At 61.0% G+C, this 19,558-nt stretch carries 21 protein-coding genes; 7 read left to right on the forward strand and 14 right to left on the reverse strand.

Going from position 1 to position 19,558, the window contains the following annotated elements; genetic code table 11:
* Positions 1-36: 36 nt before the first annotated feature.
* Both serS and DP106_RS00985 read right to left on the reverse strand, forming a co-directional pair.
* A complete protein-coding gene (serS, locus tag DP106_RS00980) occupies positions 37-1,416 on the reverse strand; it encodes a serine--tRNA ligase (protein WP_120082680.1) in 1,380 nt (459 codons plus the stop codon).
* A 39-nt stretch (positions 1,417-1,455) separates the two neighbouring features.
* Positions 1,456-2,796, reverse strand: a complete 1,341-nt coding sequence (locus tag DP106_RS00985) for a ribonuclease catalytic domain-containing protein (protein WP_120082681.1) — start codon at positions 2,794-2,796, stop codon at positions 1,456-1,458.
* Positions 2,797-2,887: 91 nt separating this feature from the next.
* Here DP106_RS00985 and DP106_RS00990 point away from each other — a divergent pair, with 91 nt between their 5' ends.
* On the forward strand, positions 2,888-3,160 hold the full coding sequence (locus DP106_RS00990) for a MarR family transcriptional regulator (protein ID WP_120082805.1): 273 nt from the start codon (positions 2,888-2,890) through the stop codon (positions 3,158-3,160).
* 1 nt (position 3,161) lies between these two features.
* On the opposite strand, the gene DP106_RS00995 is transcribed toward DP106_RS00990, so the two are convergent.
* Together DP106_RS00995 and DP106_RS01000 are read right to left on the reverse strand one after the other, a co-directional pair.
* Positions 3,162-3,464, reverse strand: a complete 303-nt coding sequence (locus tag DP106_RS00995) for a DUF7536 family protein (RefSeq protein WP_120082682.1) — start codon at positions 3,462-3,464, stop codon at positions 3,162-3,164.
* A gap of 78 nt (positions 3,465-3,542) precedes the next feature.
* Positions 3,543-4,889 (reverse strand): MFS transporter, encoded by a 1,347-nt coding sequence (locus tag DP106_RS01000; protein ID WP_240625300.1) that lies wholly within the window; start codon positions 4,887-4,889, stop codon positions 3,543-3,545.
* A gap of 113 nt (positions 4,890-5,002) precedes the next feature.
* Here DP106_RS01000 and DP106_RS01005 point away from each other — a divergent pair, with 113 nt between their 5' ends.
* Both DP106_RS01005 and DP106_RS01010 read left to right on the forward strand, forming a co-directional pair.
* Positions 5,003-5,962, forward strand: coding sequence for a succinylglutamate desuccinylase/aspartoacylase family protein (locus tag DP106_RS01005; protein ID WP_120082684.1), 960 nt, complete (start codon positions 5,003-5,005; stop codon positions 5,960-5,962).
* A 187-nt stretch (positions 5,963-6,149) separates the two neighbouring features.
* Positions 6,150-6,554: a response regulator gene (locus DP106_RS01010; protein WP_120082686.1), complete on the forward strand. Its 405-nt coding sequence runs from the start codon at positions 6,150-6,152 to the stop codon at positions 6,552-6,554.
* Between the two features lie 14 nt (positions 6,555-6,568).
* On the opposite strand, the gene DP106_RS01015 is transcribed toward DP106_RS01010, so the two are convergent.
* Positions 6,569-7,882 carry a tRNA(Ile)(2)-agmatinylcytidine synthase gene (locus DP106_RS01015; RefSeq protein ID WP_120082687.1) on the reverse strand — a complete coding sequence of 438 codons (1,314 nt, stop codon included), beginning with the start codon at positions 7,880-7,882 and terminating at the stop codon, positions 6,569-6,571.
* A gap of 162 nt (positions 7,883-8,044) precedes the next feature.
* On the opposite strand from DP106_RS01015, the gene DP106_RS01020 reads away from it, so the two are divergent.
* The gene (locus tag DP106_RS01020) at positions 8,045-9,013 is read left to right on the forward strand and encodes a transcriptional regulator (RefSeq protein ID WP_120082688.1); all 969 of its coding nucleotides are present in this window, start codon (positions 8,045-8,047) and stop codon (positions 9,011-9,013) included.
* Here the strand turns inward: DP106_RS01020 and DP106_RS01025 are convergent.
* From DP106_RS01025 to DP106_RS01040, 4 genes are all read right to left on the reverse strand, one after another.
* Positions 9,010-9,255, reverse strand: coding sequence for a glutaredoxin family protein (locus DP106_RS01025; protein WP_120082689.1), 246 nt, complete (start codon positions 9,253-9,255; stop codon positions 9,010-9,012). The two genes, DP106_RS01020 and DP106_RS01025, sit on opposite strands and share 4 nt — an antisense overlap.
* 113 nt (positions 9,256-9,368) lie before the next feature.
* Positions 9,369-9,776, reverse strand: coding sequence for a DUF7475 family protein (locus DP106_RS01030; protein WP_120082691.1), 408 nt, complete (start codon positions 9,774-9,776; stop codon positions 9,369-9,371).
* A gap of 129 nt (positions 9,777-9,905) precedes the next feature.
* Positions 9,906-11,312 (reverse strand): NCS2 family permease, encoded by a 1,407-nt coding sequence (locus tag DP106_RS01035; RefSeq protein WP_120082692.1) that lies wholly within the window; start codon positions 11,310-11,312, stop codon positions 9,906-9,908.
* A 149-nt stretch (positions 11,313-11,461) separates the two neighbouring features.
* Positions 11,462-12,175 (reverse strand): phosphoribosyltransferase family protein, encoded by a 714-nt coding sequence (locus tag DP106_RS01040; protein WP_120082693.1) that lies wholly within the window; start codon positions 12,173-12,175, stop codon positions 11,462-11,464.
* Between the two features lie 237 nt (positions 12,176-12,412).
* On the opposite strand from DP106_RS01040, the gene dpsA reads away from it, so the two are divergent.
* The gene (gene dpsA, locus DP106_RS01045; protein ID WP_120082694.1) at positions 12,413-12,961 is read left to right on the forward strand and encodes a DNA starvation/stationary phase protection protein DpsA; all 549 of its coding nucleotides are present in this window, start codon (positions 12,413-12,415) and stop codon (positions 12,959-12,961) included.
* 115 nt (positions 12,962-13,076) lie between these two features.
* On the opposite strand, the gene DP106_RS15690 is transcribed toward dpsA, so the two are convergent.
* Positions 13,077-13,241 carry a hypothetical protein gene (locus DP106_RS15690; RefSeq protein ID WP_165857789.1) on the reverse strand — a complete coding sequence of 55 codons (165 nt, stop codon included), beginning with the start codon at positions 13,239-13,241 and terminating at the stop codon, positions 13,077-13,079.
* Positions 13,242-13,345: 104 nt separating this feature from the next.
* Positions 13,346-15,412 carry an ATP-binding protein gene (locus DP106_RS01050; protein WP_120082695.1) on the reverse strand — a complete coding sequence of 689 codons (2,067 nt, stop codon included), beginning with the start codon at positions 15,410-15,412 and terminating at the stop codon, positions 13,346-13,348.
* Between the two features lie 258 nt (positions 15,413-15,670).
* Between DP106_RS01050 and DP106_RS01055 the strand changes: the two genes are divergently transcribed.
* A complete protein-coding gene (locus tag DP106_RS01055; protein ID WP_120082696.1) occupies positions 15,671-16,450 on the forward strand; it encodes a DUF7547 family protein in 780 nt (259 codons plus the stop codon).
* Here DP106_RS01055 and DP106_RS01060 read toward each other — a convergent pair whose 3' ends face one another.
* Together DP106_RS01060 and DP106_RS01065 are read right to left on the reverse strand one after the other, a co-directional pair.
* Entirely contained in the window at positions 16,451-16,855 is a 405-nt protein-coding gene (locus DP106_RS01060; RefSeq protein WP_120082697.1) for an OB-fold domain-containing protein, read from the reverse strand. It lies immediately after the preceding gene.
* A complete protein-coding gene (locus tag DP106_RS01065) occupies positions 16,852-18,006 on the reverse strand; it encodes a thiolase family protein (protein ID WP_120082698.1) in 1,155 nt (384 codons plus the stop codon). Before DP106_RS01065 ends, DP106_RS01060 begins: the two co-directional genes overlap by 4 nt.
* Positions 18,007-18,093: 87 nt before the next feature.
* On the opposite strand from DP106_RS01065, the gene DP106_RS01070 reads away from it, so the two are divergent.
* Positions 18,094-18,507: a DUF7548 family protein gene (locus DP106_RS01070; protein WP_120082699.1), complete on the forward strand. Its 414-nt coding sequence runs from the start codon at positions 18,094-18,096 to the stop codon at positions 18,505-18,507.
* 26 nt (positions 18,508-18,533) lie between these two features.
* Here DP106_RS01070 and DP106_RS01075 read toward each other — a convergent pair whose 3' ends face one another.
* The gene (locus DP106_RS01075; RefSeq protein ID WP_120082700.1) at positions 18,534-19,496 is read right to left on the reverse strand and encodes an NADPH:quinone reductase; all 963 of its coding nucleotides are present in this window, start codon (positions 19,494-19,496) and stop codon (positions 18,534-18,536) included.
* Between the last annotated feature and the right edge of the window lie 62 nt (positions 19,497-19,558).

A 19,558-nucleotide genomic window follows, 5' to 3' on the forward strand; every position in this document is an offset into this window, starting at 1 on the left:
GTGAGTAAGGCTGTTGACCACACAACATGTCGCAGATCAGGACGTTTCACCGTCACCGACCGCGCTCTCACCGACGGCATCGTGGCCCTCGATCAGTTCCTGTCCACCCATGTATGGTCGCAACGGCTCCGGCACCCTCACGGTGCCGTCCTCGTTTTGATAATACTCCAAGATCGCTACCATCACCCGCGGCACCGCCAGCCCCGAGCCGTTGAGCGTGTGTAGATACGCCGCCGATTCGTGTTGCTCAGGTCGGTACCGAATCCCCGCCCGCCGGGCCTGAAACGCCCGGAAGTTTGACACTGAGGAGACCTCCAGCCACCGCCCACCCACAGCAGGGCCGTCCGCCATGTCGTCGCCAGGGGCCCAGACCTCGATGTCGTACTTTTTCGCCTGTGTGAAGCCGAGGTCGCCGGTACACATCTCCAAAACCCGGTACGGAAGCCCGAGTTCCTGAAGCACGGATTCGGCCTCGCTAACAAGGCCTTCGAACCGCTCGTCGCTGTTCTCCGGGCGAACAAAGTTCACCAACTCAACCTTGTTGAACTGGTGGACGCGAACGATCCCCCGCGTTTCGGTGCCGTGTTCGCCGGCCTCCTGTCGGAAGTTCGGTGAGTAGGCCTGATATTTCAGCGGGAGGTCGTCATCCAGCAGGATCTCATCGCGGTGGAGATTGGTGACCGGCACCTCAGCGGTCGGCAGCAACCAGAGATCATCGTCGTCGTAGGGGTCGTTGTTGTCGCCCTCAATCCGGTAGGCGTCCTCGGTGAACTTCGGAAACTGGCCGGTGCCACGCATCGACGCGCTGTTGACTGCCAGCGGCGGGAAGATATCGGTATACCCCTGCTCGCGGTGGAGATCAAGCATAAATTGAATCAGCGCATGTTCGAGACGCGCGCCGTCACCCTTCGCAACGTAGAATCCACCACCGGAGACCTTCGCACCACGGTCGAAATCCAGAATTTCAAGTGTCTCACCGAGATCGTAGTGTGGTTCGATCTCGTCGGGACGCTCTCTGAGCTCGTCGAAGCCGTTGCGGCGACGCTCGACGTTTTCGCTTTCGTCCGCGCCGACCGGCACCGAATCGTCGGGTAGCTGTGGCAGCGTCAGCAGCGCGGCTTCCAGCTCGGCTTCCAGCTCGTCGGCACGGGCTTCGATTGCTTGGAGCTCGTCTTTGAGCTCCGAGGAGCGTTCGATGGCTTCCTCGGCTTCCTCATCCTTCCCATCGGCTTTGAGCTGGCCGATCGTGCTTGAGACCTCGTTGCGCTCATGCCGGAGATCGTCGCCCTCACTTTTGAGCGATCGCCATTCCTCGTCGATCTCTAAGATTCGGTCGAGGTCGACATCAACACCCTTCTGTTCGAGGGCAGCACGAACGGCCGCGGAATTCTCGCGGACGAACTGTCTACGCAGCATTGCCGGAACGTTTTGCCGTCGGTGTAAAAACGGTATCTATTATTGCTGGGTTTCGGGCACCTGATTAATATTTTCGCGTTCGTCGTCATCCATCGCCGCAAAGTCGGCGTCGTCGACGACTTCCAGCCCGCGGTCGTTGATCGCGTGGCCTTCGAGATGGAGTTCCTCCATATGTTGCTTGTAGAGGCGTTCGACTGTTTCTCCGTCTTTCTCTTTGTCGGAGGCACGATCACAGAGCTCGATCAGATCCTCGGGCACGTCGTTTTCGGCGACGATCCAGTGGTTGATCAGATCCGACAGCCGCCGGATCGGACTCGTGAAGTGGCCGTAGATATCGAAGTTCAGTGCGTGGTGGCCGCCGAAGGGGTCGTTCATGTATTTCGCGCGCGGCATCACCTTGAGGACGGCCCGCTGAATCTTGTTGAGCTGTCGCCCCGGCGACTCCTCCAGTGCGGCGTTGACAGCCTTCCGCGGTTCGTCCCATGAGCCACCTGGGATCGACACGCCGTCGAGATCCTGAATCTCCTTGAGCGCCTCATTCCACTGGTCAGGCGTCGGCTGTGGGTGAACGCGGTACATCGCCTCAACGCCGCGATCCCACATCAGCTCGTGGGTGACGGCTTTGTTCGCTTTCAGCATGGACTCCTCGACGATGGTGTGAGCGCGATCCCGTGAGGGGTTGAGCACGAGCGAGCCGTCCGCCTTGCGCTGCTCGTGGAGTTGGTCGGCCAACTCGTAGACGAGATTGCACTCCTCGTGGAGTCCCGCGTCGCCCTCCTCGATTCGGTTTTCGGCTTCGGTGTAGGTCAGTCGCTCGTCGCTGTGGATGACGGACTTGTAGATGTCGACATCCTCAAACGACAGGGTCTCGCGGTCGATGGTCATCTCGACGGTGTGGGCCAGCCGATCCTCCTCGGGGACGAGCGAGCAGACGGTCTCTGCTAACACCGGCGGCAACATGTGAACCGTGTAAGCGGGCAGATAGACGGTGTTACAGCGTTCGACCGCCTCGGCCCACATCTCCGAGCCCGGATGTACATAGTGGCTGACATCGGCGATATGCACCCACAACGTGTAGGTGTCTTCGTCGGCGTCGATGCTGATCGCGTCGTCAAAATCCTGGGCGTCGGCGGGGTCGGTCGTCCACGCCGTGAGATCGCGGAGGTCGCGCCGCTCGTCGAGTTCAGCCTCGATCTCGTCGTACACGTCTTCGGTTCGCTTCCGGGCTTCGACGAGCACCTCGCTGGGAAACTCGTCGTTGATCTCGAACTCCTCGAAGAGGTCAGCCCGTTTTTCGGCGAGGCGGTCGGCAACAGCCTCGGTGATCCGAACCGGGCCTTGGCCCTCGGCGGTGCCGGCGTCGGCTTGGGCATCTGACATGGCCGATCAAACGGGTGGCCGGGTGAAAGGCGTGTCGGGCGGCCGTGATACTGGTGAAGTTTTATACTGCTGTCGCTCGGAATCGGTATCGATGGCTGGAACAGACGACGAAACGCTTGACGATCTTCCCCCGAGCGCAAAGCTGGTTTTCAAAGTCTTAGAGTACAACGGTACCCTTACCCAGAAGGGGATCGTCGAAGAATCGATGCTTTCGGCACGTACCGTCCGGTATGCCCTCGAACGCCTCGAACGGATCGGCCTCGTCGAAGAGGATGTCTACTTTGCCGACGCCAGACAGAACATCTACGAGCTCACCCCACAGGCTATCGAGGCCATCGAAAACAGCGAAGCGGCCGCTGACTAGCTCACACGTTTTTTGAGAGCCGTACCGCTCGGATCGCGGTCAACACGACGACAACGCCGAGTGCCGTCGCCGACGCAAACACGATCGCCAACAGCAGAAACCAGGCCTCTGGGCCGACGATCGGGTACGTCCGCTCGAACCCAACCGGGCCAAGCAGCTCAAAGATACGGACAGCGTATGCCAGCGCGGCAACGCCGATCCCGACACCGACACCGACCAGCGTGTTTCGTTTCACCGCCAGCGCGTCAAGGAGGGCCGCTGTCGGCGGGCCATCCGCGTCCGCGTCAGCGTCGGACTCACTCATAACAGCCGCTATGAACGCGATGATAAAAGCGGCACCGACTGCCGGCCACCATACTCAGTCGCAGCTGCCGACCCCCAATCACTGGTAGGCGGTAAACTCCTCGCCAGCGACGAGAAAGTAGCCGGTGCCAACGAGGCCGATCACGGTCGCAGCAGCGAACGCCAGCGTGGGCGCACCGGCGATGAGTTGGCCCGCGCCGAAGGGGTTCGGCAACCCGCCGTAAAGCGCGCCACCAAGCGCCCCACTCGGGATCACGATCAGATTCCGAAGTAGATAGTACGCACCGGTCACGCGCCCGCCAGCGTCGGACTTGGCCGGGCCGACAATCAACGCCTTATGTGCTGGGAGGCCGGCGAACCGAAGCCCAGAGAACGCAAAGAGAGCTGTAAGCACAACGGCATCGGGGGGCGCGCTGATCAACAACGCCGGAAAGATCGCATACACCGCAAACCCGGTTGCAACGACCGGTTTGAGCCCGACCCGCTCGGCGAGGGCGGCGGCCGGAGCCATCACCAACAGCGCGACGATCATCTCGACGCCCAGCAAGAGGCCGAAAAATGTCGCCGGCGCGAGGTCGACACCGCCGACACCCGGCAGTGAGAGCGACAGCCCGACGTCGAGAAACTCGGTGACGACGATGATGAAAAAGACGTAGACCATGCCGTTGGCAAACCGAACCAAGGTGTCGCCGATGAGCAGCGGTCGGAGCGTCGACGGCAACGACCGGAGATCCGAGCGCAGTTGCGACAGCCCCTCAACTGAGTCGCCGAAACTATCATCGCTCGCATCGTACAGGGTGTGTTGGACAGCGGTGGCAACGACACCGACGACAACGGCGACAGCAAGGATATAGCGGAAACTCACGGTAAAATCGGGGTGTAACGCAAGGAGGCCGGCAGCAAGTACGGGCCCCAACAGAAACGCACTTCGGCGGAAGGTCTCAGTGCTGGCAAAGCCACGAGCCAGCTGCTCAGCTGAAACGCTCTGTTTGACGATCGCAAACGTCGCCCCCAGCCCAAACGACTTCCACGCTTGTGCGAGGACGAGGCCGACAAACACCCAGAGCCACGGCTGAATCGTGAGCCCGCCGATCGCAATTGTCCCAAAAGACGGCGCGATCGCCCACACCAGAAAGCCGAGTGTTGAGGCCGCCCCAAAGAGGGTCAGCGCATACCGAGAGCCGATCCGATCAGAGACCGCCCCACCAGGGTACGGGTACAGCGCGCTGATGAGATTCCCAACCGTCCCGAAGAGCCCGATGACGAAGCCACTGGCACCAAGAACACGAAGATACTCCGGGAGAAACCGGGTTGTCATCTGAAAACCGAGGCTGAAAGCAAACATGGCGATTGAGAGGACGAACACGTCGCCGGAGAGGGCGAAAAACTGGCGGTAGCCGTCGAGGGGGCTGGCCTCCGCATCCATTATCAACCTCATCAACCTATCACGGCAAAATGATAGCGTGAGAGTCAGTAGCACGGTTGGGGTGCTCACGTGGGATCGAACCGCTAAAGAACGGGGCGTCCCTCACTTCGCCAATGACGATTACGCTTGGAACCGCCGCGGCCGATCCCGGAGCGATCGACACCGGTCGGCTTGCGGTTGGTGAGACCCGCGACGGCAGCCCGGCGCGGCTCCCGGTTGCGGTCATCAACGGGGCCGACGACGGCAAGCGGCTCTATCTGCAGGCGGTCAGCGACGGCAACGAGCTCAATGGCCTCGGCGTCATTCGAGAGGTGGTGCCACAGCTTGACCCGGCTGAGATCGCCGGCGAGATCATGGTCGTCGGCATCGTCAACTATCACGGCTTTCAGATCGCCGAACACCGCAACCCGATCGACGACCGCAAGCTCAACCGGACGTTCCCCGGCGACGGCGAGGGCACCGCCAGCGAGCGGATCGCCGATGCCGTCTTTGACGTTGCTAACACAGCAGATCTGATCTTGGATCTCCACCAGGGCTCGACTAGTCGCATGATCAACGAGGTGCGGGTGCGCTGTGGTCGGCGACACACGATGCACAGCGAGTGCCTCCGCTTGGCGAAGGTCTTCAACTGCGGCTACGTTCTCGATCAGAAAGGCCCGGAGGGACAACTCGCCCGCGTCGCCCCGGATGAAGGGATTCCAACCGTCGACCCCGAACTCGGCGGCTCGGTCGGGTTCGACCCCGAGAGCGTGCAAGCCGGTGTCGACGGCGTGTACAATGTTCTTCGGCACTACGAGTTTCTTGACGGCGGACCCTCGATGGAACGGCAAACCAGAGCCAAGCGGTTCGATCAGTATGGCGCGTCGGCCGGCGGGTTGGTCGAGTACCGTGCCGCCCTCGGCGACCGCATCGATGCCGGCGACACGCTGTTTACCGTCACCGACACGTTCGGACGTGTCAAGGCTGAGGCCACCGCCGACAACAGCGGCATTCTCTGGCGGTCACGGCGGCTGCCGCAGGTCGCCAGCGGCGAGTACGTCTGTTCGGTCGGCACCAACGTCGACAGCTACTGATCTCGCCGCCGTCGTCGGGCTGTCGAGCAGCCGTGACCGTCGGCTCAGTCAGTGAGAACCCGCCCAGAGGAGACGCAAAAATAAGTAGTCGGGACACATAGCGTCGATAACGGAGTATTCGGGCGATGACACACCACCAACACACAGGGCACGACAGCGGGCCAAAACCCCCCGAGGAGCCACAGGGATGACCGCACCCAAGATACTGCTGGTCGAAGACAGCGAGTTCATGTCGATGCGGGTTGTCGACGCGCTGGAATCGAACCACGAGATGGAGCTGACAGCCGTCAAAACAGCCAGCGAGGCACGAACCTGTCTCGAAACCAATAGCTTCGATGTGATCGTCGTCAACTACGAGCTCCCGGATGAGACCGGCATCGAGTTTGCTGGCTCGCTTAACAAATCTGGTACCGAGCCGTCAGTCCCGATTATCCTCCTGACGGGCAAGAAGCTCGAACCGCTCGCCAGCGACGCCGTCGACAACGGCGTCACCGAGTTTGTCTACAAGGGCGACCACGCCGCCGCGGATATGGATGTGCTGGCCAACCGCATCGAAACCGTGATAGCTGCCTACGGCACCACGGCCGCGTAGTCGAGTCCGCCCATCTATCGTTCCGGATGTGTGGGCGCGTCGAACCCGCCGCGAACGAGCGGTTTGGCGATGTGGCGACGCGCAGACGGCGGCACCTCATACCAGCCCTGCTCTAGTTCTCGATCGATCTGTCGGGTTACCTTCCCTGGGACCGACGTGCCGCAGTCCCGACACCGATACCCCTGTCCGCGGCCGGCGGACTTCATTCGTCGACCGCAGCCCCCACAGGTCGGGGTCACACGCTCGGTACGGTGGAGTGCCCGAACAGCGAACTTTTCGAGTTTGATCGTGCCGTCGCTGTACTCGCCACAGACCGTGAGTCGGTCGCCGACTCGGAGCGAACGCACCCGCTCGCGGAACTGTTTCGTTGGCTCAAAGGCGACGCAGTCGGCGGTGGTGGCACTGTCGCCGTCGTCAGGGCTATCGCCCTGTGACGACCCGAGTGTAAAGAATACGTGGCCGCCTGCTCGTGTGTTCGGCGGCTCGGTGACGACGCCGTCGACACGATAGGCCACGCCATCATGCAGCGAGCCAAGCGTGCCTGCCTGCAGGTGCAGGTCGGTTCCCTGATTCGTCACAAAACAGCGGGTTCGTTCGACTGTTTCGCTGTCGATGGCGTCGGCAACACGGGCGACGGCATCAGGGTCGTCGCCACGAATCCCATAGAGGATCGGGCCGGGGGCGTTTGGCACACAAACTGCCTGGCCCGCCTCACGACCGACGGTATCCCAGACGGTCGGATAGCCGCGGTCGGCGGCCGCAAACACCGAGTTGAGGTCAACATCGCGGGGGGAGCCACAACGATCGAACTCGCGGTAGGCGATCTGTTCGTACGTCCATTCGTCGAACGCCGTCCACGCGCCGACAGCCGCCAGCGCGCCGATCCGGCCGCGGCCGACGACACCGCTTTCGCCGGCCCAGCCACGATGCTCATAGCCTGCCGCGTCGGCGATATCGACCGCGGTGGTGAGGCTGAGTTGATCGCACATTGCGTGCGCGGCAAAATCGGCGACAGCGTCGGGGACGGTCTCGGAACCGTCGTCGGCGACAACGAGCCCGGGACTTGTTCGGGCGTCGGTGTCGACAGCGAGCGATTCGATCTGCTTGACAGCGATCCCGGTCGCGTCGGCGACCGGAAGATCGGTGTGAATCGCCAACGCGGCGTTGCCACGCGTTTTGTGCTTGACAGCCGGGTTCAGCCGAACGAGCAATGTGTGGGTGACCTGCCCGCCGGCGTCGACGATCGACTCGGCCACTCGGGCGGCAAGGTAGGTTGTACACATCCCCTGCGTTCGAGAGTCGGTATCGTCGAGCCCGATAACGGTCATCGATGGCTGTACCGCCGCGACGCGAAAATCGGTTTCGGGTCGGCCGAGCCGGTTTATATAAAATCGTATCGGTGCTGTGACCGGAGAAATCAACTGACGTGACGCCGACAGCCGGCTCTCGGTGCCGCAACGTATATATGTGATAACAGGCTAGCCTCGGTTATGTCACGGACAGCACTGGTCGGTAACGTCACCGCGATGCTGGAGGATGCCGACTTCCTTGTCAGCGACCGGTGTTCCGTCCGGCCGAAGAGCTTCGATCTCGCGGCCCGTCGCGGGGAGGATCTCGTGCTGTTGAAGATACTCGGCAATATCGACGCATTCAACGCCGGAACCGGTGCGGAGCTCCGCCGACTCGGCGAGTATCTGTCGGCGACGCCGATGGTGATCGGATTACGAACGCGCAACGAGGATCTCAAACCCGGCGTCGTCTACTTCCGCCACGGCGTCCCGGTGTTCAACCCCGATACCGCCTACGACCTGTTCGTCGAAGCAGTTCCACCCCTGATCTACGCCGCTCCCGGTGGCCTCTACGTCAGCATCGACGGCGATCTGCTGGCCGACGAACGCGAAGACCGCGGCTGGAGTTTGGGCCGGCTGGCGACCGAACTCGGTGTCTCCCGGCGAACTGTCTCAAAGTACGAGGACGGGATGAACGCCTCGATCGAGGTGGCGATCCAGCTGGAGGAGCTGTTTGATCAGCCGTTCTCGAATCCGGTCTCCGTGCTTGATGGCGCGGAGGATGTCCACGACGCTGACCCGGTTCCGGACGAGCCCGACGCCGACCCTGACGACGAACACGTGTTGACAGTGTTGGCGGAGGCTGGCTTCGACGTGCATCCGACGACGCGCTCGCCGTTTAAGGCCGTCAGCATGGCGACCGGGCGGCGAGCCAGCGACGTGTTGACCGGTCACTCATCGTTTACCGAAAGCGCCGAAAAGCGAGCCGAACTCATGGGGTCGATCGGTCGCGTCACAAAAACCCGGTCAGTATACTTCACGACCGACCGAACGAAACGAGAGTCCGTCGGTGGGACGGCGATCGTCTCCTGTGAGGAGTTGGCCGGGATCTCAGATCCGGAAGCGATCCGAGAGCTGATCCAGGAACGAGCGGCCGAACCTGAGGCTTAGGCGTAGTGTTCGTCGAGATGGGCGACGATATCGTCGCTCTCGGGCATCCCGTCGATATCGTGTTCCTCGTCGATCAACACCGGCACCCCGGTTTGACCGCTGACCTCCTTGACCTCGGTGCGCTCGCTGTGTGAGCGCGGCACCTCTCGGGACTCATACGCAAGCCCGAGGTCGTCGAGTTTTGAGGTGACTTTCGCACAGTACGGACAGCCCGGCAGTTCATAGAGGATGAGATCTGACATCAGCCGTTTTACGGACGGGGTGCAAATGAAGCCACTGGTGTTGTGTGTAAAACCGCCTCGAGCGCGAGATCCCGACCGGTTGGGCGGCGTCGGATCGGCTGCGACGACCGCAATCAGGCGTTAGCTTGGCTGTACAACACGATCGCACTGATCGCCAGTGCGGCCTCAGCTGCCTTGCTGATCACAGCAATCGGGTTGAGGCTTCCGCCCATGTAGAACGCCTCGATGCTCCAGCCCTGAAACGCAAACAGCGCGAGGATCGTGATGATCGCATACGCCGCGGCGACAAGAAACAGCGAGCGTCGCCAGTAGCGGGTGAGATAGATCCCGACCCCGCCCAGAAAGCCCGCCCCATTGAGCGCAAACAGGATCGCAAGCATCTGGCTGAACTGGATGGCTCTGGTGACAGCCAGCAGGTGAACGACGCCAGTGATGATGGCAGCGATGATAGCGACGTACCCCAGTGTGTTGGTAGGCCACTGAATTCCTGTGGGACTCGACGTTGCAGCGGTGTTTGACATATGTGTGGTAATGAAGCAATCGCGCAAAAGCGGTCTGGTACAGTCCTGCAATGCGTCGCACGCTTCTAACGGGGCAGATCACTGTCTCAGCATGGCGTCGTAGCGAGATCAAAGGATAGCAGCCCCAGGCTACAGCAGCATCCCGCTGGTCTGAACGTAGAAGTAGACGACCAACACGGCCGCAAGTAGCCACTGGCCAAGCCGAATCTCGTCGGCTTCGCCGGCGGCGGCCTTCACCAGCGGGTAGCTGATGATCCCGGCGGCCAGCCCGTCGGCGATCGAGTACGTCAGCGGCATGATCGTGATCGTCAACGCCGCCGAGATCGACCACGCCGGATCGCGCCAATCGATATCGACGACGCCCTCAAACATGATGACGCCGACGATCACCAGCGCGATAAACGAGGCGTAACTCGGAATCGCCGACGCGATGGCGACAAACGGGATCATCAACAGAAAGAGCCCGGCGACAACGAGCGTGGTGAGCCCGGTGCGGCCGCCGGCTTCGACACCGGTCGAGGACTCGATGTAGGTCGTCACCGTTGAGGTGCCGAGCATCGCGCCGACGGTTGTGCCGACGGCGTCAGCCATCAACGGTTTGTCCATCTCCGGGAGTTCGCCGTTCTCATCGAGGAAGTCGCCGAACTGTGCGATCCCGATCAGCGTGCCGGCCGTATCGAAGAAATCGACGAAAAAGAAGGTCAGTACGACGAAGCCGAAGGTAAGTGGTTCGACCCGTGAGAGGCCATCGATGAACGCGCCAGCCAGCGGTGTGATGTCGTACTGAATCCCGGTGATCACACCAACGACACCCTGTTGTTCGACCGCCGACAGCACCGATTCGTTGACAAGCACGCCGCGGTCAACGACGCCGCCGAGGGTGAGCCCCCAGCCGGCGATGGCGGTCGTGAGAATCCCGATGATGATCGAACCGGTGATACCGCGGGCCCACAACAGCAGCGTTAGCACAACGCCGGATAGTCCGAGGATCGCCACCGGATTTGAGCCAACCGAGCCGAGCGTCACCAGCGTCGCATCATCGTTGACGATCACCTGAAACTCCTGTAACCCGATAAACAACAGAAAGACGCCGATCCCCGCGCCGACAGCGAACTTGACCGGTTCGGGGAAGAGGTTGATAATGTACTCCCGTGCGCCGATAGCGGTCAACACGATGAAGATGATCCCCTCAACAAAGACGGCGGCGAGTGCCGTCTGCCACGGGATGCCTAAGCCGAGAACGACGGTGAACGCGAAGAAGGCGTTCAGCCCCAACCCCGGGGCAAGCCCGAACGGCCGGTTTGCATACAGCGCCATCACCAACATCGCGGCCACCGAGGCGAGGATCGTCGTGATGGCGATCATCTGGAAGACCTCGGGGTCGCTGTAGCCTTCGATACTGATCGCGTTCGACAACACCGTCGGGTTGACGACGATGATGTACGCCATTGCGAGGAACGTTGTCGCGCCGGCGATCACCTCCGAGTTGACATCGGTGTCGTGATCGTCAAGATCGAAAAACGAGTTGAGTCCCATTTGTGGTATGTAGCGGTTGCTTGCGACACTGACTTAAAAATTCGCATAATTGTGTGGTGGACTACTAGATCGCCGTCGAATTCGGATGAACGATCGTGATATGCTGAGAAACGAAGTGTCGAGCGTGGGAACGATCGCTACCGCATAGGCTACTCAACGGTCGTGAGTGCTGCCACCGGCGCGTCAGTGCGGCCGCGAGCGCGGGCCAACCCCTCGTCGCCGACAGCGATCAGCGTGAAAACACCGACAACTGCGGCGTCAGCCTGGGCAGCGATATCCAACAACAGCTCCTGGGTTTCCCCCGATCGAATCAGATCGTCGACAATGAGCACCGATTCACCCGCAGCGAGTCCGGCAGCCGGCAGGTAGTAGGTGAGCTCTATCCCTGAGGAGAGCCGCTGGCGAGCCTCAATAAACTCCTCGACGGCGGTCTCCTTTGATTTCTTGGCGTAGGCGAGCCGGGCATCAAAGTACGATGCCATCGCCGCCCCAAGGGTGATGCCGTCGGTGGCGGCGGTCAACACCACATCCGGGCGCTCGAAGCCAACGCTGGTGGCGGCGACCGGTGCGACACGGTCGAGAAACGACTGATCGAAGACAATCGCCGAGTTGTCGACATACCCCTCGTCATCGACGCTGACCCGGGATCGAAGTTCCTGTGCGATAGCTTCCTGGCCGATTTCGCCGACGATCCTCTCGGCGCGGTCGGCTCCGGGAAGCACGTGGCCGTTGACGTATCGGTTGAGATCGCCATCCGGCAGGCCGGTCTCCGCGGCGAGTTCCGCGTAGGTGCGGTCGGTTTTCAGCATCCGAAGGACAGCAACAGCCTGTAGCTGGAGGGCTGCCTTCTCGGCGCGATTCATACCAACGCTTCGAGATTGTGCAACTATGAATACATCGGTACGGAGACACCGACGAGCAGCCGGTGTCGTAGACACTGTCGGCGGAATCAGCGAACTAACCAGACGGGAGTGAGCCAACTGTGTAATGACACCGCTCGCCGGAGTTCGTTACTTTCGCAAACAATAGTTTTTGAAATCAAAAAAGCTATTTCTGTATCCCAAATATTTAAGTGGATGGCAGTCTAGTAACTAATTGCTATGAGCACCCAAAAGACAGTTCGCCAGCAGTTCGATGCGGTCGAGCAGTCGGAGGCACTGCGTCTCGATGGCGACAAGGCCGAGCAGATCATCGACGCGTTGAATACAGATATCGCCAACGCGTACGTGATGTATCACCAGATCAAGAAGCATCACTGGAACGTTGAGGGCGCGGAGTTCAACGACATCCACGAACTCCTCGGCGAAGCCGCCGAAACGCTTGAGGAAGGTGCCGACGAGATCGCCGAGCGCGCCCAGGCCATCGGCGGTGTGCCGATCGCTGGCCCGACCAGTCAGGAAGACCATGCCACCATCGAGTTTGAGGGTGAGGATGTCTACGACATCAGAACCTCGCTCGCAAACGACATGGAAGCCTACGGTGATATTATCGAAGGCATGCGCGACCACATCCAGCTGGCGGCCAACCTTGGTGACCCGACAACCGAGCATCTCCTCAAGGAGCAGCTCATCGAGATCGAGGAAGACGCCCACCATATCGAACACTACCTCGAAGACGACACGCTTGTCGTTGAGTCGGCAACCAACTAACGACCGCCGCGACCTCTCATTTTTTAGCGTACCGAACAGCCACCACACAGCTGTCTAACAAGTAACTAACGCGGAGTCACAACTACATCTATCGATTACAACAGAAACAAACGGCTTACTCTGTGACAGTGACGCTGCAGTCAGTGGCGATCCAGCCGTCCTCATTACCTTCTTCGGTGAACACGGTTCGATCAGGTGTCGCGTTACAGACTGTGACATGTGGCGTGTCATCCGGGACTTCAGCCGTAGTCGTTGACTCGGTTACGTCGGTAGTTGCCATACAACTTCTTAGGCATGCCTAAAGGGATATACGTTTTGGTCGGCCTAACATCGTGCGGCGAACAATCAGCACCCCGTCGCGGTGTCGTACTGTCGACCGAGGTGCTATGCCGTTGTCGATGGGGTTGGAAGTCGAATCTCGATGACGGTTCCTTGCTGTGATTTTGGGACGCTGATCTCGCCATCGAGGGTCGTGATGATCCAGTAGGTAAGCCACAGACCAAGCCCTTGACCGTGGACGAGCGGCTCCTCTTTCCCCTCAGCCAACACCTGCCGTTCATCCTCCGGTATCCCCGGGCCGTCATCGCTAATCGTGATCCGAAGTTGCTCGTCAGTTTCGGTGACACCAAGGGTTACCGCTGGATGTTCACCACCGTGGACAGCGGCGTTTTCGAGCAGTTCCCACAGCGGGGTCTCGATCCGTGGCAACGTCATTGCGGTCGCAGCGGCTGGAATCTCAGCCGTGACCGACGCCTCGGGGTACCGTGTGTTGAGTTGGTCGATAGCGTCGTGTAGTACCGGGGCGAGATCAACTGCCTCTAACTCCGGGGAGAGCTCACGATTGTCCTCGATCTGGCGTGCGGATTTGGTGAGATCGAGCAACCGATCAGCGGTGCCGACGATCTGTTCGGCCTTTTCGGCATCGTCACCATCCAGCTCGGCCGCCAACATATTGGCGTAGCCAGTAATTACGGTCAGTTTGTTGCGGACGTTGTGCCGCAACACGCGGTTGATGACACTGATAAGCCCCTCACGCTGGCGTCGATCACTCGCGTCTTGAACCATCACCTGAGCACCGACGATATCAGCGGGTGTCCGCGCCTCGAGTGCAACATCGGCCGCATAGATCGGAACCGCCCGGACATCGGCGTACACCGTCTGACCGGAACGAGCCTCAATTGGGAAGTCACGAATCTGAACTGATTCACCGTTTGCGACCTCCTCAAGGGAGTTCTCAGCAAGCTCAGCTGTGTCGTCATCCGGTGTGAGCATCACCACCGAGTTGCCGATGAGCTCGTCGGGTTCGTACCCAAGAAACCCCTCAACCGACGGTGAGACAAACTCGTACCGGCCGTCGAGATCAAGCCGAAACACAAACGCAAAGCTGGCGGCGATAATAGCCCGATACAGTTCGGTTTGCTCGTCAAGCTCGCGCTCGCGCTCGATGAGCGTGCGTCGCTGCCGTTCGATATCCGTGACATCGGTGAGGGCGAGCACCTCGACTGCGGCATCGCCAAGGGTCATCGACCGCGGGGAGACAAGATAGTACTCCGTCCCCGTATCGCTGTCACGTGTAACGATCTGCTCGTTGTCGCGTTCGCGGGTGGCGGCGACCGCCGGGAGCACGTCGGCAAGCGACCCGCCGGTCGACGCTACAAGTTCAGGAAAGGCGGCTTCGGCAGCCGGCGAGTAATCCTGAATCCGGCCGCTGTCATCGAGAATGATCGCCGCCTCATCACCCTGGGCGGTGGTTCGGACAGCCAGAAACTGTTCGCCAAAGATGAACAGCGTGCCGATGGCGAAGGCGGCGACCCCGATCGGGGCATAGATGAAGTTGATCAGCTCCGGGCTCGCAATCGCAACAATATCAAGTGTAACCGGGAGGGCAAGCAGCCCGGTCAGGATCCCTATCGGTTTGGTGTCGTACCCTGACTCGACATACAGCTCAAAAACCATGAACAGGCCGACAGCAGCGAGCACGTACGACAGGCTTGTTGCGACCCAGTGGACGATGCCGTGGTTGATCGCCAGATAGCGGAACGGCGTTGTCACCAGCGTCGTGGTGAAGTAGAGCTCATGAAATGGGTTTGTGAGCTTTATAAAGACGACCGTAAGGAACACGGCGACACTGAGTCGGCGAAGTGTGGCATTCTTATGCAGCGACCGACCGGTGTAGGCAGACGCGAAGTACAGCCACGCCCAGACGGTGGCAAACCCTGAAACGAGGCCGACAATGTAGGTTGCCTCTCGGAGCGGATCAGGGACGATAAAAAACGCAGTCTTAAACATCGCCCAGATACCGGTTGTCGCAAGCAGGCCGACCAGTCCATACCGCATCTCGACATCGTTGAAGCTGCGGGCTCGTGGAATCGAGGCAAAACAGGCGAGGCCGCTGAGACAAAACAGCCCCATGTAGGCAACGCCAGCGGAAGTCGTCCATGGTGCGGCCATTGGTATACATATTCTATGTGTCCGAGAATCATAAGAAGCCGGTTTACGTCGGCTATATTCTGATGTTGATTTTATTGTAGAATATGTCGAAAAAGGGCAGAAGAGAGCCTCTAACAAGTAATCAACTCGGAGGGGTACAACAGCGTAAGCGACGAAGAAAACACACATAGCCGATCAAACAGGTAATACTGCTTGTGTATTCTACTGTGCCTATACCGCTGCCACAGTCTTAACAGAGTTGCGGCCCAACAACAGTGTATGACCCCGTCCGCAGACACCCCGTCCGATCCACCGGACAACGATGAGTTGGCGGCGCAACTTGACGAGTTAGAGGCGACACTCACAGACCTGCGGAGTGAGCTTCGCAGCGAAGAGCAGCGTGGGCCACCACAGCCGCCGCGGCTGAGCGAACTGCTCCGATTTACCGAGCAGTATACGATCCCGACGCTGATCGCGATTCTTGAGGCGACGGTTCGCTCACTCGAACTGCTGCGACGAACGCTTCGGTTGGCCGATCCCGAACGTGCTGCCAGCGAGGAAAGTGCTGCCGTCCGAGGCCGGCTTGACGAGGCCGGCAGCGAGGCCGGACGGCAGCTTGCCGACGCGTTGACCGAACTTCGCACCGCACTGTCCGACGCTGATCTTCCGGAAAACGCCGAATCCCGCGATCTCATCACCGACGCCCGTGAGTTAACCGGCGAGATCGAAGCGCGGCTTCGCGACGCCGAACAAACTGTCAACGATCAGTGGGATCGTGAACGAGACAGAAAATCGACCCGGAAGCGACAGTCGAACGCCGCCGAAGCCAACGACGGCGTGATGATCGACGTTAGCGATGGCGGTGACGACAGCGACGACAGCAGCCGGTCGCCGGCTGACGACGGCAACAACGCCGATGACGACACCCCATCGGTCGATGTCGACGCCGAACTCGAATCGATCAAAGACGAACTCGACGAGGCCGAACAGGCGATCGACGACGCGGAGCGTGATGAGACCCCGGACAACTCGACGGAAGACGACGACACCGACGAATAGTTACTTGACCGGACGGAACCGATACCCATCCCATGACTGACTGTCAGGCTCGCGAATCCCGGCGTCGGGATCGCGGAGCTCCGGCGCATAGACTGGTTCAACGGCATCGCCGATCGCAACCTCGTCGGTGGTGAGCTGGCCGATCGCTCGCACCGATTCGCCGTCAACGGTGAACTCGACGATAGCGAGGTGGTTCGGCTCACGGACACCCGAGGGTGTCGCCGTTGAGGTTGTCCACGTCACAACGGTCGCACGGTACTCACTGAGATCGACCATCTCGATCGGCTCTTGGCCATCGGGGCCGAGCGGATGCGCCGGATACAGGATCGACCCGTCGGGGTAGCGGGCGGCTTCCATCGGCGGCTCGTCGCTCTTAGCGTCGTGTGTCTTCTCTCGGTCGCTCATTGGCCTGCCTCCATGATCGTCGTAATCACACAGTTGCCAAAGCCACCGACGTTACAGGCGAGGCCGGTTTCGGCGTCGACTTGGCGCGGCCCGGCGGTGCCGGTGAGTTGTTTGTAGATCTCATACACCTGTGCGACACCGCTGGCACCGAGCGGATGGCCCTTCGATTTCAGGCCGCCGGAGGTGTTGATCGGGAGTTCGCCGTCGCGGTCGGTGACACCCTCCTCAACGGCTTTCCAGCCTTCGCCCTGCTCGAAGAAGCCTAACCCCTCCGACTGGAGGAACTCAAGAATCGTGAACATGTCGTGCAGTTCGGCTACGTCGATGTCGTTTGGACCGAGACCGGCCTGTTCGTAGGCGATCGTACTGGAATCCACGACGCCACCCATGACGGTCGGATCCGCGCGCTCGTGGACGACGTGGGTGTCGGTCGCGCCGCCGATCCCGGAGATGACGGCGTACTCGTCGGCGTACTCGCTGGCGACTGATTCGGGACACATGAGCAGGGCAGCCGAGCCGTCGGTGATGGGGCAGAAATCATAGAGCCGCAGCGGGTCGGCAACGATCGGCGACTCCATGACGGTGTCGAGGTCAACCTCCTTCTGGAACTGGGCGTGGGGGTTGTCGACGCCGTTTTTGTGATTTTTCACGGCGACCTTGGCGAGACTTTCGCGTGGGGCGTCGTACTCGTGGAGGTATCGGCGGGCGGTCAGCCCAGCAAAGGAGGGCAGCGTGACGCCGTGTTTGTACTCCGCGGGGTGGGTCAGCGAGGCGATCACGTCGGTCGCCTCGGCGGTAGAGCGGTGAGTCATCTTCTCGCCGCCGATCAGCAGCGTCAGGTCGCTCGCGCCGGAGGCAACCGACTGCCACGCACTGTGGACGCCCGCGCCGCCGGAGGAGCTTGTCTGATCGATCCGGGCGGTGTAGGCCGGCAGCGCGTCGAGGTCGTGGGCAACGGCGTTGGCAACCCCGGTTTGGCCCTCGAACTCGCCGCTGGCCATGTTCGATACGTAGAGATGCTCAAGGTCGTCGCCGTCGATACCGGCGGTGGCCAAGCAGTCCCGACCAGCTTCCGCGAGCAGCTCGCGGATCCAGCCCTCGCGTTGGCCAAACTGAGTCATCGACGCGCCGACGATCGCAACGCGATCCATACCACGTCTCTCACGGCGGGGTAGTTACCGATTTCCCTTCCAGCTCATCTCGGGCGATTTAACAGGACGGCCGGCCGAGCACTCGGTATGGAGCCGGATCGCACGCTGCCGTATCTCGGAGCCGTGGCGTCACTCGTTTTCACCGTGGTCGCCGCCGCGCCGTATGTGCTTGTTACCGGACAGACGGAGCTGTTGGGTGCCTACTACGCGGCCGGCCCGTTTGGTCTCACCGGCGGGATCTTTCTGGCAATCCTCGGGGTCGTGATCTTCCTCTCGGGCGTTCGCGGGCAGGCGGATCCGACGCTTGTCGCCGGGATCATGCTCGCGGTTGGGCTGGCTATCTTTGGGTTGACAGCCGCCTGGACGCTGCTGGTTCCGTCGGAGGTCATCTACAGCTTCCCGACACAGTACGACTGGCTGGAGTTCCATCCCTGGGCAGCCCTCGTTGCCAGCGGGCTCATCGGTGGTGCCGCGGCGGGATACGCGTTCGTCGTCAACTGAGTTTGGTACTATAGCCGCCCGGCTGCTCAGGGGGTGACAACGAGTTTACCGAGGAAGCTCTCTTCGAGCACCGCACGCTGAGCCTCGGCTGCACCGCCAAGGTCGTACTGCTGAGCGATCTCAATATCCAGGTCGCCCGACGCCAGTAGTCGCGATACATCTCGGAGCGGATCTCGCAGATCTGGCGTGTTGAACATGCTCATCAGCGTCAGCTGCAGATCCTTTCGGCGAACGGCTGCAGACTGGTTGAAGCCAACCGATTGCTCCTTTTCGCCGATGCCGACGACCCGACAGCCGGTGGCGGCCACGTCGGCATCGAGCTGGAGGTACTCATGCATGCGATGGTCAAGAATCACATCGGCACCTCCGTCGCTGGCGTCAACGATTGCGTCGGCGAGATCATCGCGGTGATAGTCGAAGACGTGATCCGCGCCAAGCTCGCCGAGCTCGTCGTGATACCCTGGGCTGGCAGTTGTGATGACTTCCGCGCCCGCGGCGGCTGCGATTTGGACAGCCACGTGGCCGACGCCGCCGCTTCCCCCGTGGATCAGACAGCAATCACCGAGTTGGAGGTTTGCGTGATCGATGAGTGCGCGCCAGGCGGTGACGGCTGCAACGCCTGCCGCGCCGGCTTCGACGGTGTCAACGCCGTCGAGAAGGGTGACGACTCGGTCGTCGGGAATCGCGGCGTACTCCGCGTAGCCGCCGTAGTGGGCCTTGCCGATGCCGGTAGCCATGACAGTATCGCCCTCGCTGAAGCCGGTCACGTCGTCGCCGACGGCACTGATCTCGCCGGCGGCGTCGATTCCGGGGATCATCGGCAGCGTGAACGGCTCGTAGGAGCCCTCCCGAAAGTAGGTGTCGACAGGGTTGACGGCTGCACCGTCGACGACGATCAGCACCTCGTCGGCCGCCGGTTCGGGGCGGTCGATCTCGTCTACCTGGAGTACGTCGGTGCCACCATGGCTGTGGAATCTGACGGCGCGCATACCAGCACTGATGGAGAGGAGTCGAATAAACACCGCGGCGAGGTCGGGTCGTCGGTAACGCG

The organism is Halonotius pteroides (assembly GCF_003605635.1).
In the GTDB taxonomy this organism is placed as follows: domain Archaea; phylum Halobacteriota; class Halobacteria; order Halobacteriales; family Haloferacaceae; genus Halonotius; species Halonotius pteroides.

What these genes read in the sequence shown, in the direction of transcription:
- DP106_RS01000 (WP_240625300.1), bottom strand. Translation starts at nt 4,889, where the DNA reads ATGGATGCGGAGGCCAGCCCCCTCGACGGCTACCGCCAGTTTTTCGCC.
- DP106_RS01005 (WP_120082684.1), top strand. Translation starts at nt 5,003, where the DNA reads ATGACGATTACGCTTGGAACCGCCGCGGCCGATCCCGGAGCGATCGAC.
- DP106_RS01065 (WP_120082698.1), bottom strand. Translation starts at nt 18,006, where the DNA reads ATGGATCGCGTTGCGATCGTCGGCGCGTCGATGACTCAGTTTGGCCAA.
- DP106_RS01060 (WP_120082697.1), bottom strand. Translation starts at nt 16,855, where the DNA reads ATGAGCGACCGAGAGAAGACACACGACGCTAAGAGCGACGAGCCGCCG.
- DP106_RS15690 (WP_165857789.1), bottom strand. Translation starts at nt 13,241, where the DNA reads ATGGCAACTACCGACGTAACCGAGTCAACGACTACGGCTGAAGTCCCG.
- DP106_RS01055 (WP_120082696.1), top strand. Translation starts at nt 15,671, where the DNA reads ATGACCCCGTCCGCAGACACCCCGTCCGATCCACCGGACAACGATGAG.
- DP106_RS00995 (WP_120082682.1), bottom strand. Translation starts at nt 3,464, where the DNA reads ATGAGTGAGTCCGACGCTGACGCGGACGCGGATGGCCCGCCGACAGCG.
- DP106_RS00990 (WP_120082805.1), top strand. Translation starts at nt 2,888, where the DNA reads ATGGCTGGAACAGACGACGAAACGCTTGACGATCTTCCCCCGAGCGCA.
- DP106_RS00985 (WP_120082681.1), bottom strand. Translation starts at nt 2,796, where the DNA reads ATGTCAGATGCCCAAGCCGACGCCGGCACCGCCGAGGGCCAAGGCCCG.
- DP106_RS01025 (WP_120082689.1), bottom strand. Translation starts at nt 9,255, where the DNA reads ATGTCAGATCTCATCCTCTATGAACTGCCGGGCTGTCCGTACTGTGCG.
- DP106_RS01040 (WP_120082693.1), bottom strand. Translation starts at nt 12,175, where the DNA reads ATGAATCGCGCCGAGAAGGCAGCCCTCCAGCTACAGGCTGTTGCTGTC.
- DP106_RS01070 (WP_120082699.1), top strand. Translation starts at nt 18,094, where the DNA reads ATGGAGCCGGATCGCACGCTGCCGTATCTCGGAGCCGTGGCGTCACTC.
- DP106_RS01020 (WP_120082688.1), top strand. Translation starts at nt 8,045, where the DNA reads ATGTCACGGACAGCACTGGTCGGTAACGTCACCGCGATGCTGGAGGAT.
- DP106_RS01075 (WP_120082700.1), bottom strand. Translation starts at nt 19,496, where the DNA reads ATGCGCGCCGTCAGATTCCACAGCCATGGTGGCACCGACGTACTCCAG.
- DP106_RS01015 (WP_120082687.1), bottom strand. Translation starts at nt 7,882, where the DNA reads ATGACCGTTATCGGGCTCGACGATACCGACTCTCGAACGCAGGGGATG.
- DP106_RS01010 (WP_120082686.1), top strand. Translation starts at nt 6,150, where the DNA reads ATGACCGCACCCAAGATACTGCTGGTCGAAGACAGCGAGTTCATGTCG.
- DP106_RS01030 (WP_120082691.1), bottom strand. Translation starts at nt 9,776, where the DNA reads ATGTCAAACACCGCTGCAACGTCGAGTCCCACAGGAATTCAGTGGCCT.
- DP106_RS01050 (WP_120082695.1), bottom strand. Translation starts at nt 15,412, where the DNA reads ATGGCCGCACCATGGACGACTTCCGCTGGCGTTGCCTACATGGGGCTG.
- serS (WP_120082680.1), bottom strand. Translation starts at nt 1,416, where the DNA reads ATGCTGCGTAGACAGTTCGTCCGCGAGAATTCCGCGGCCGTTCGTGCT.
- DP106_RS01035 (WP_120082692.1), bottom strand. Translation starts at nt 11,312, where the DNA reads ATGGGACTCAACTCGTTTTTCGATCTTGACGATCACGACACCGATGTC.
- dpsA (WP_120082694.1), top strand. Translation starts at nt 12,413, where the DNA reads ATGAGCACCCAAAAGACAGTTCGCCAGCAGTTCGATGCGGTCGAGCAG.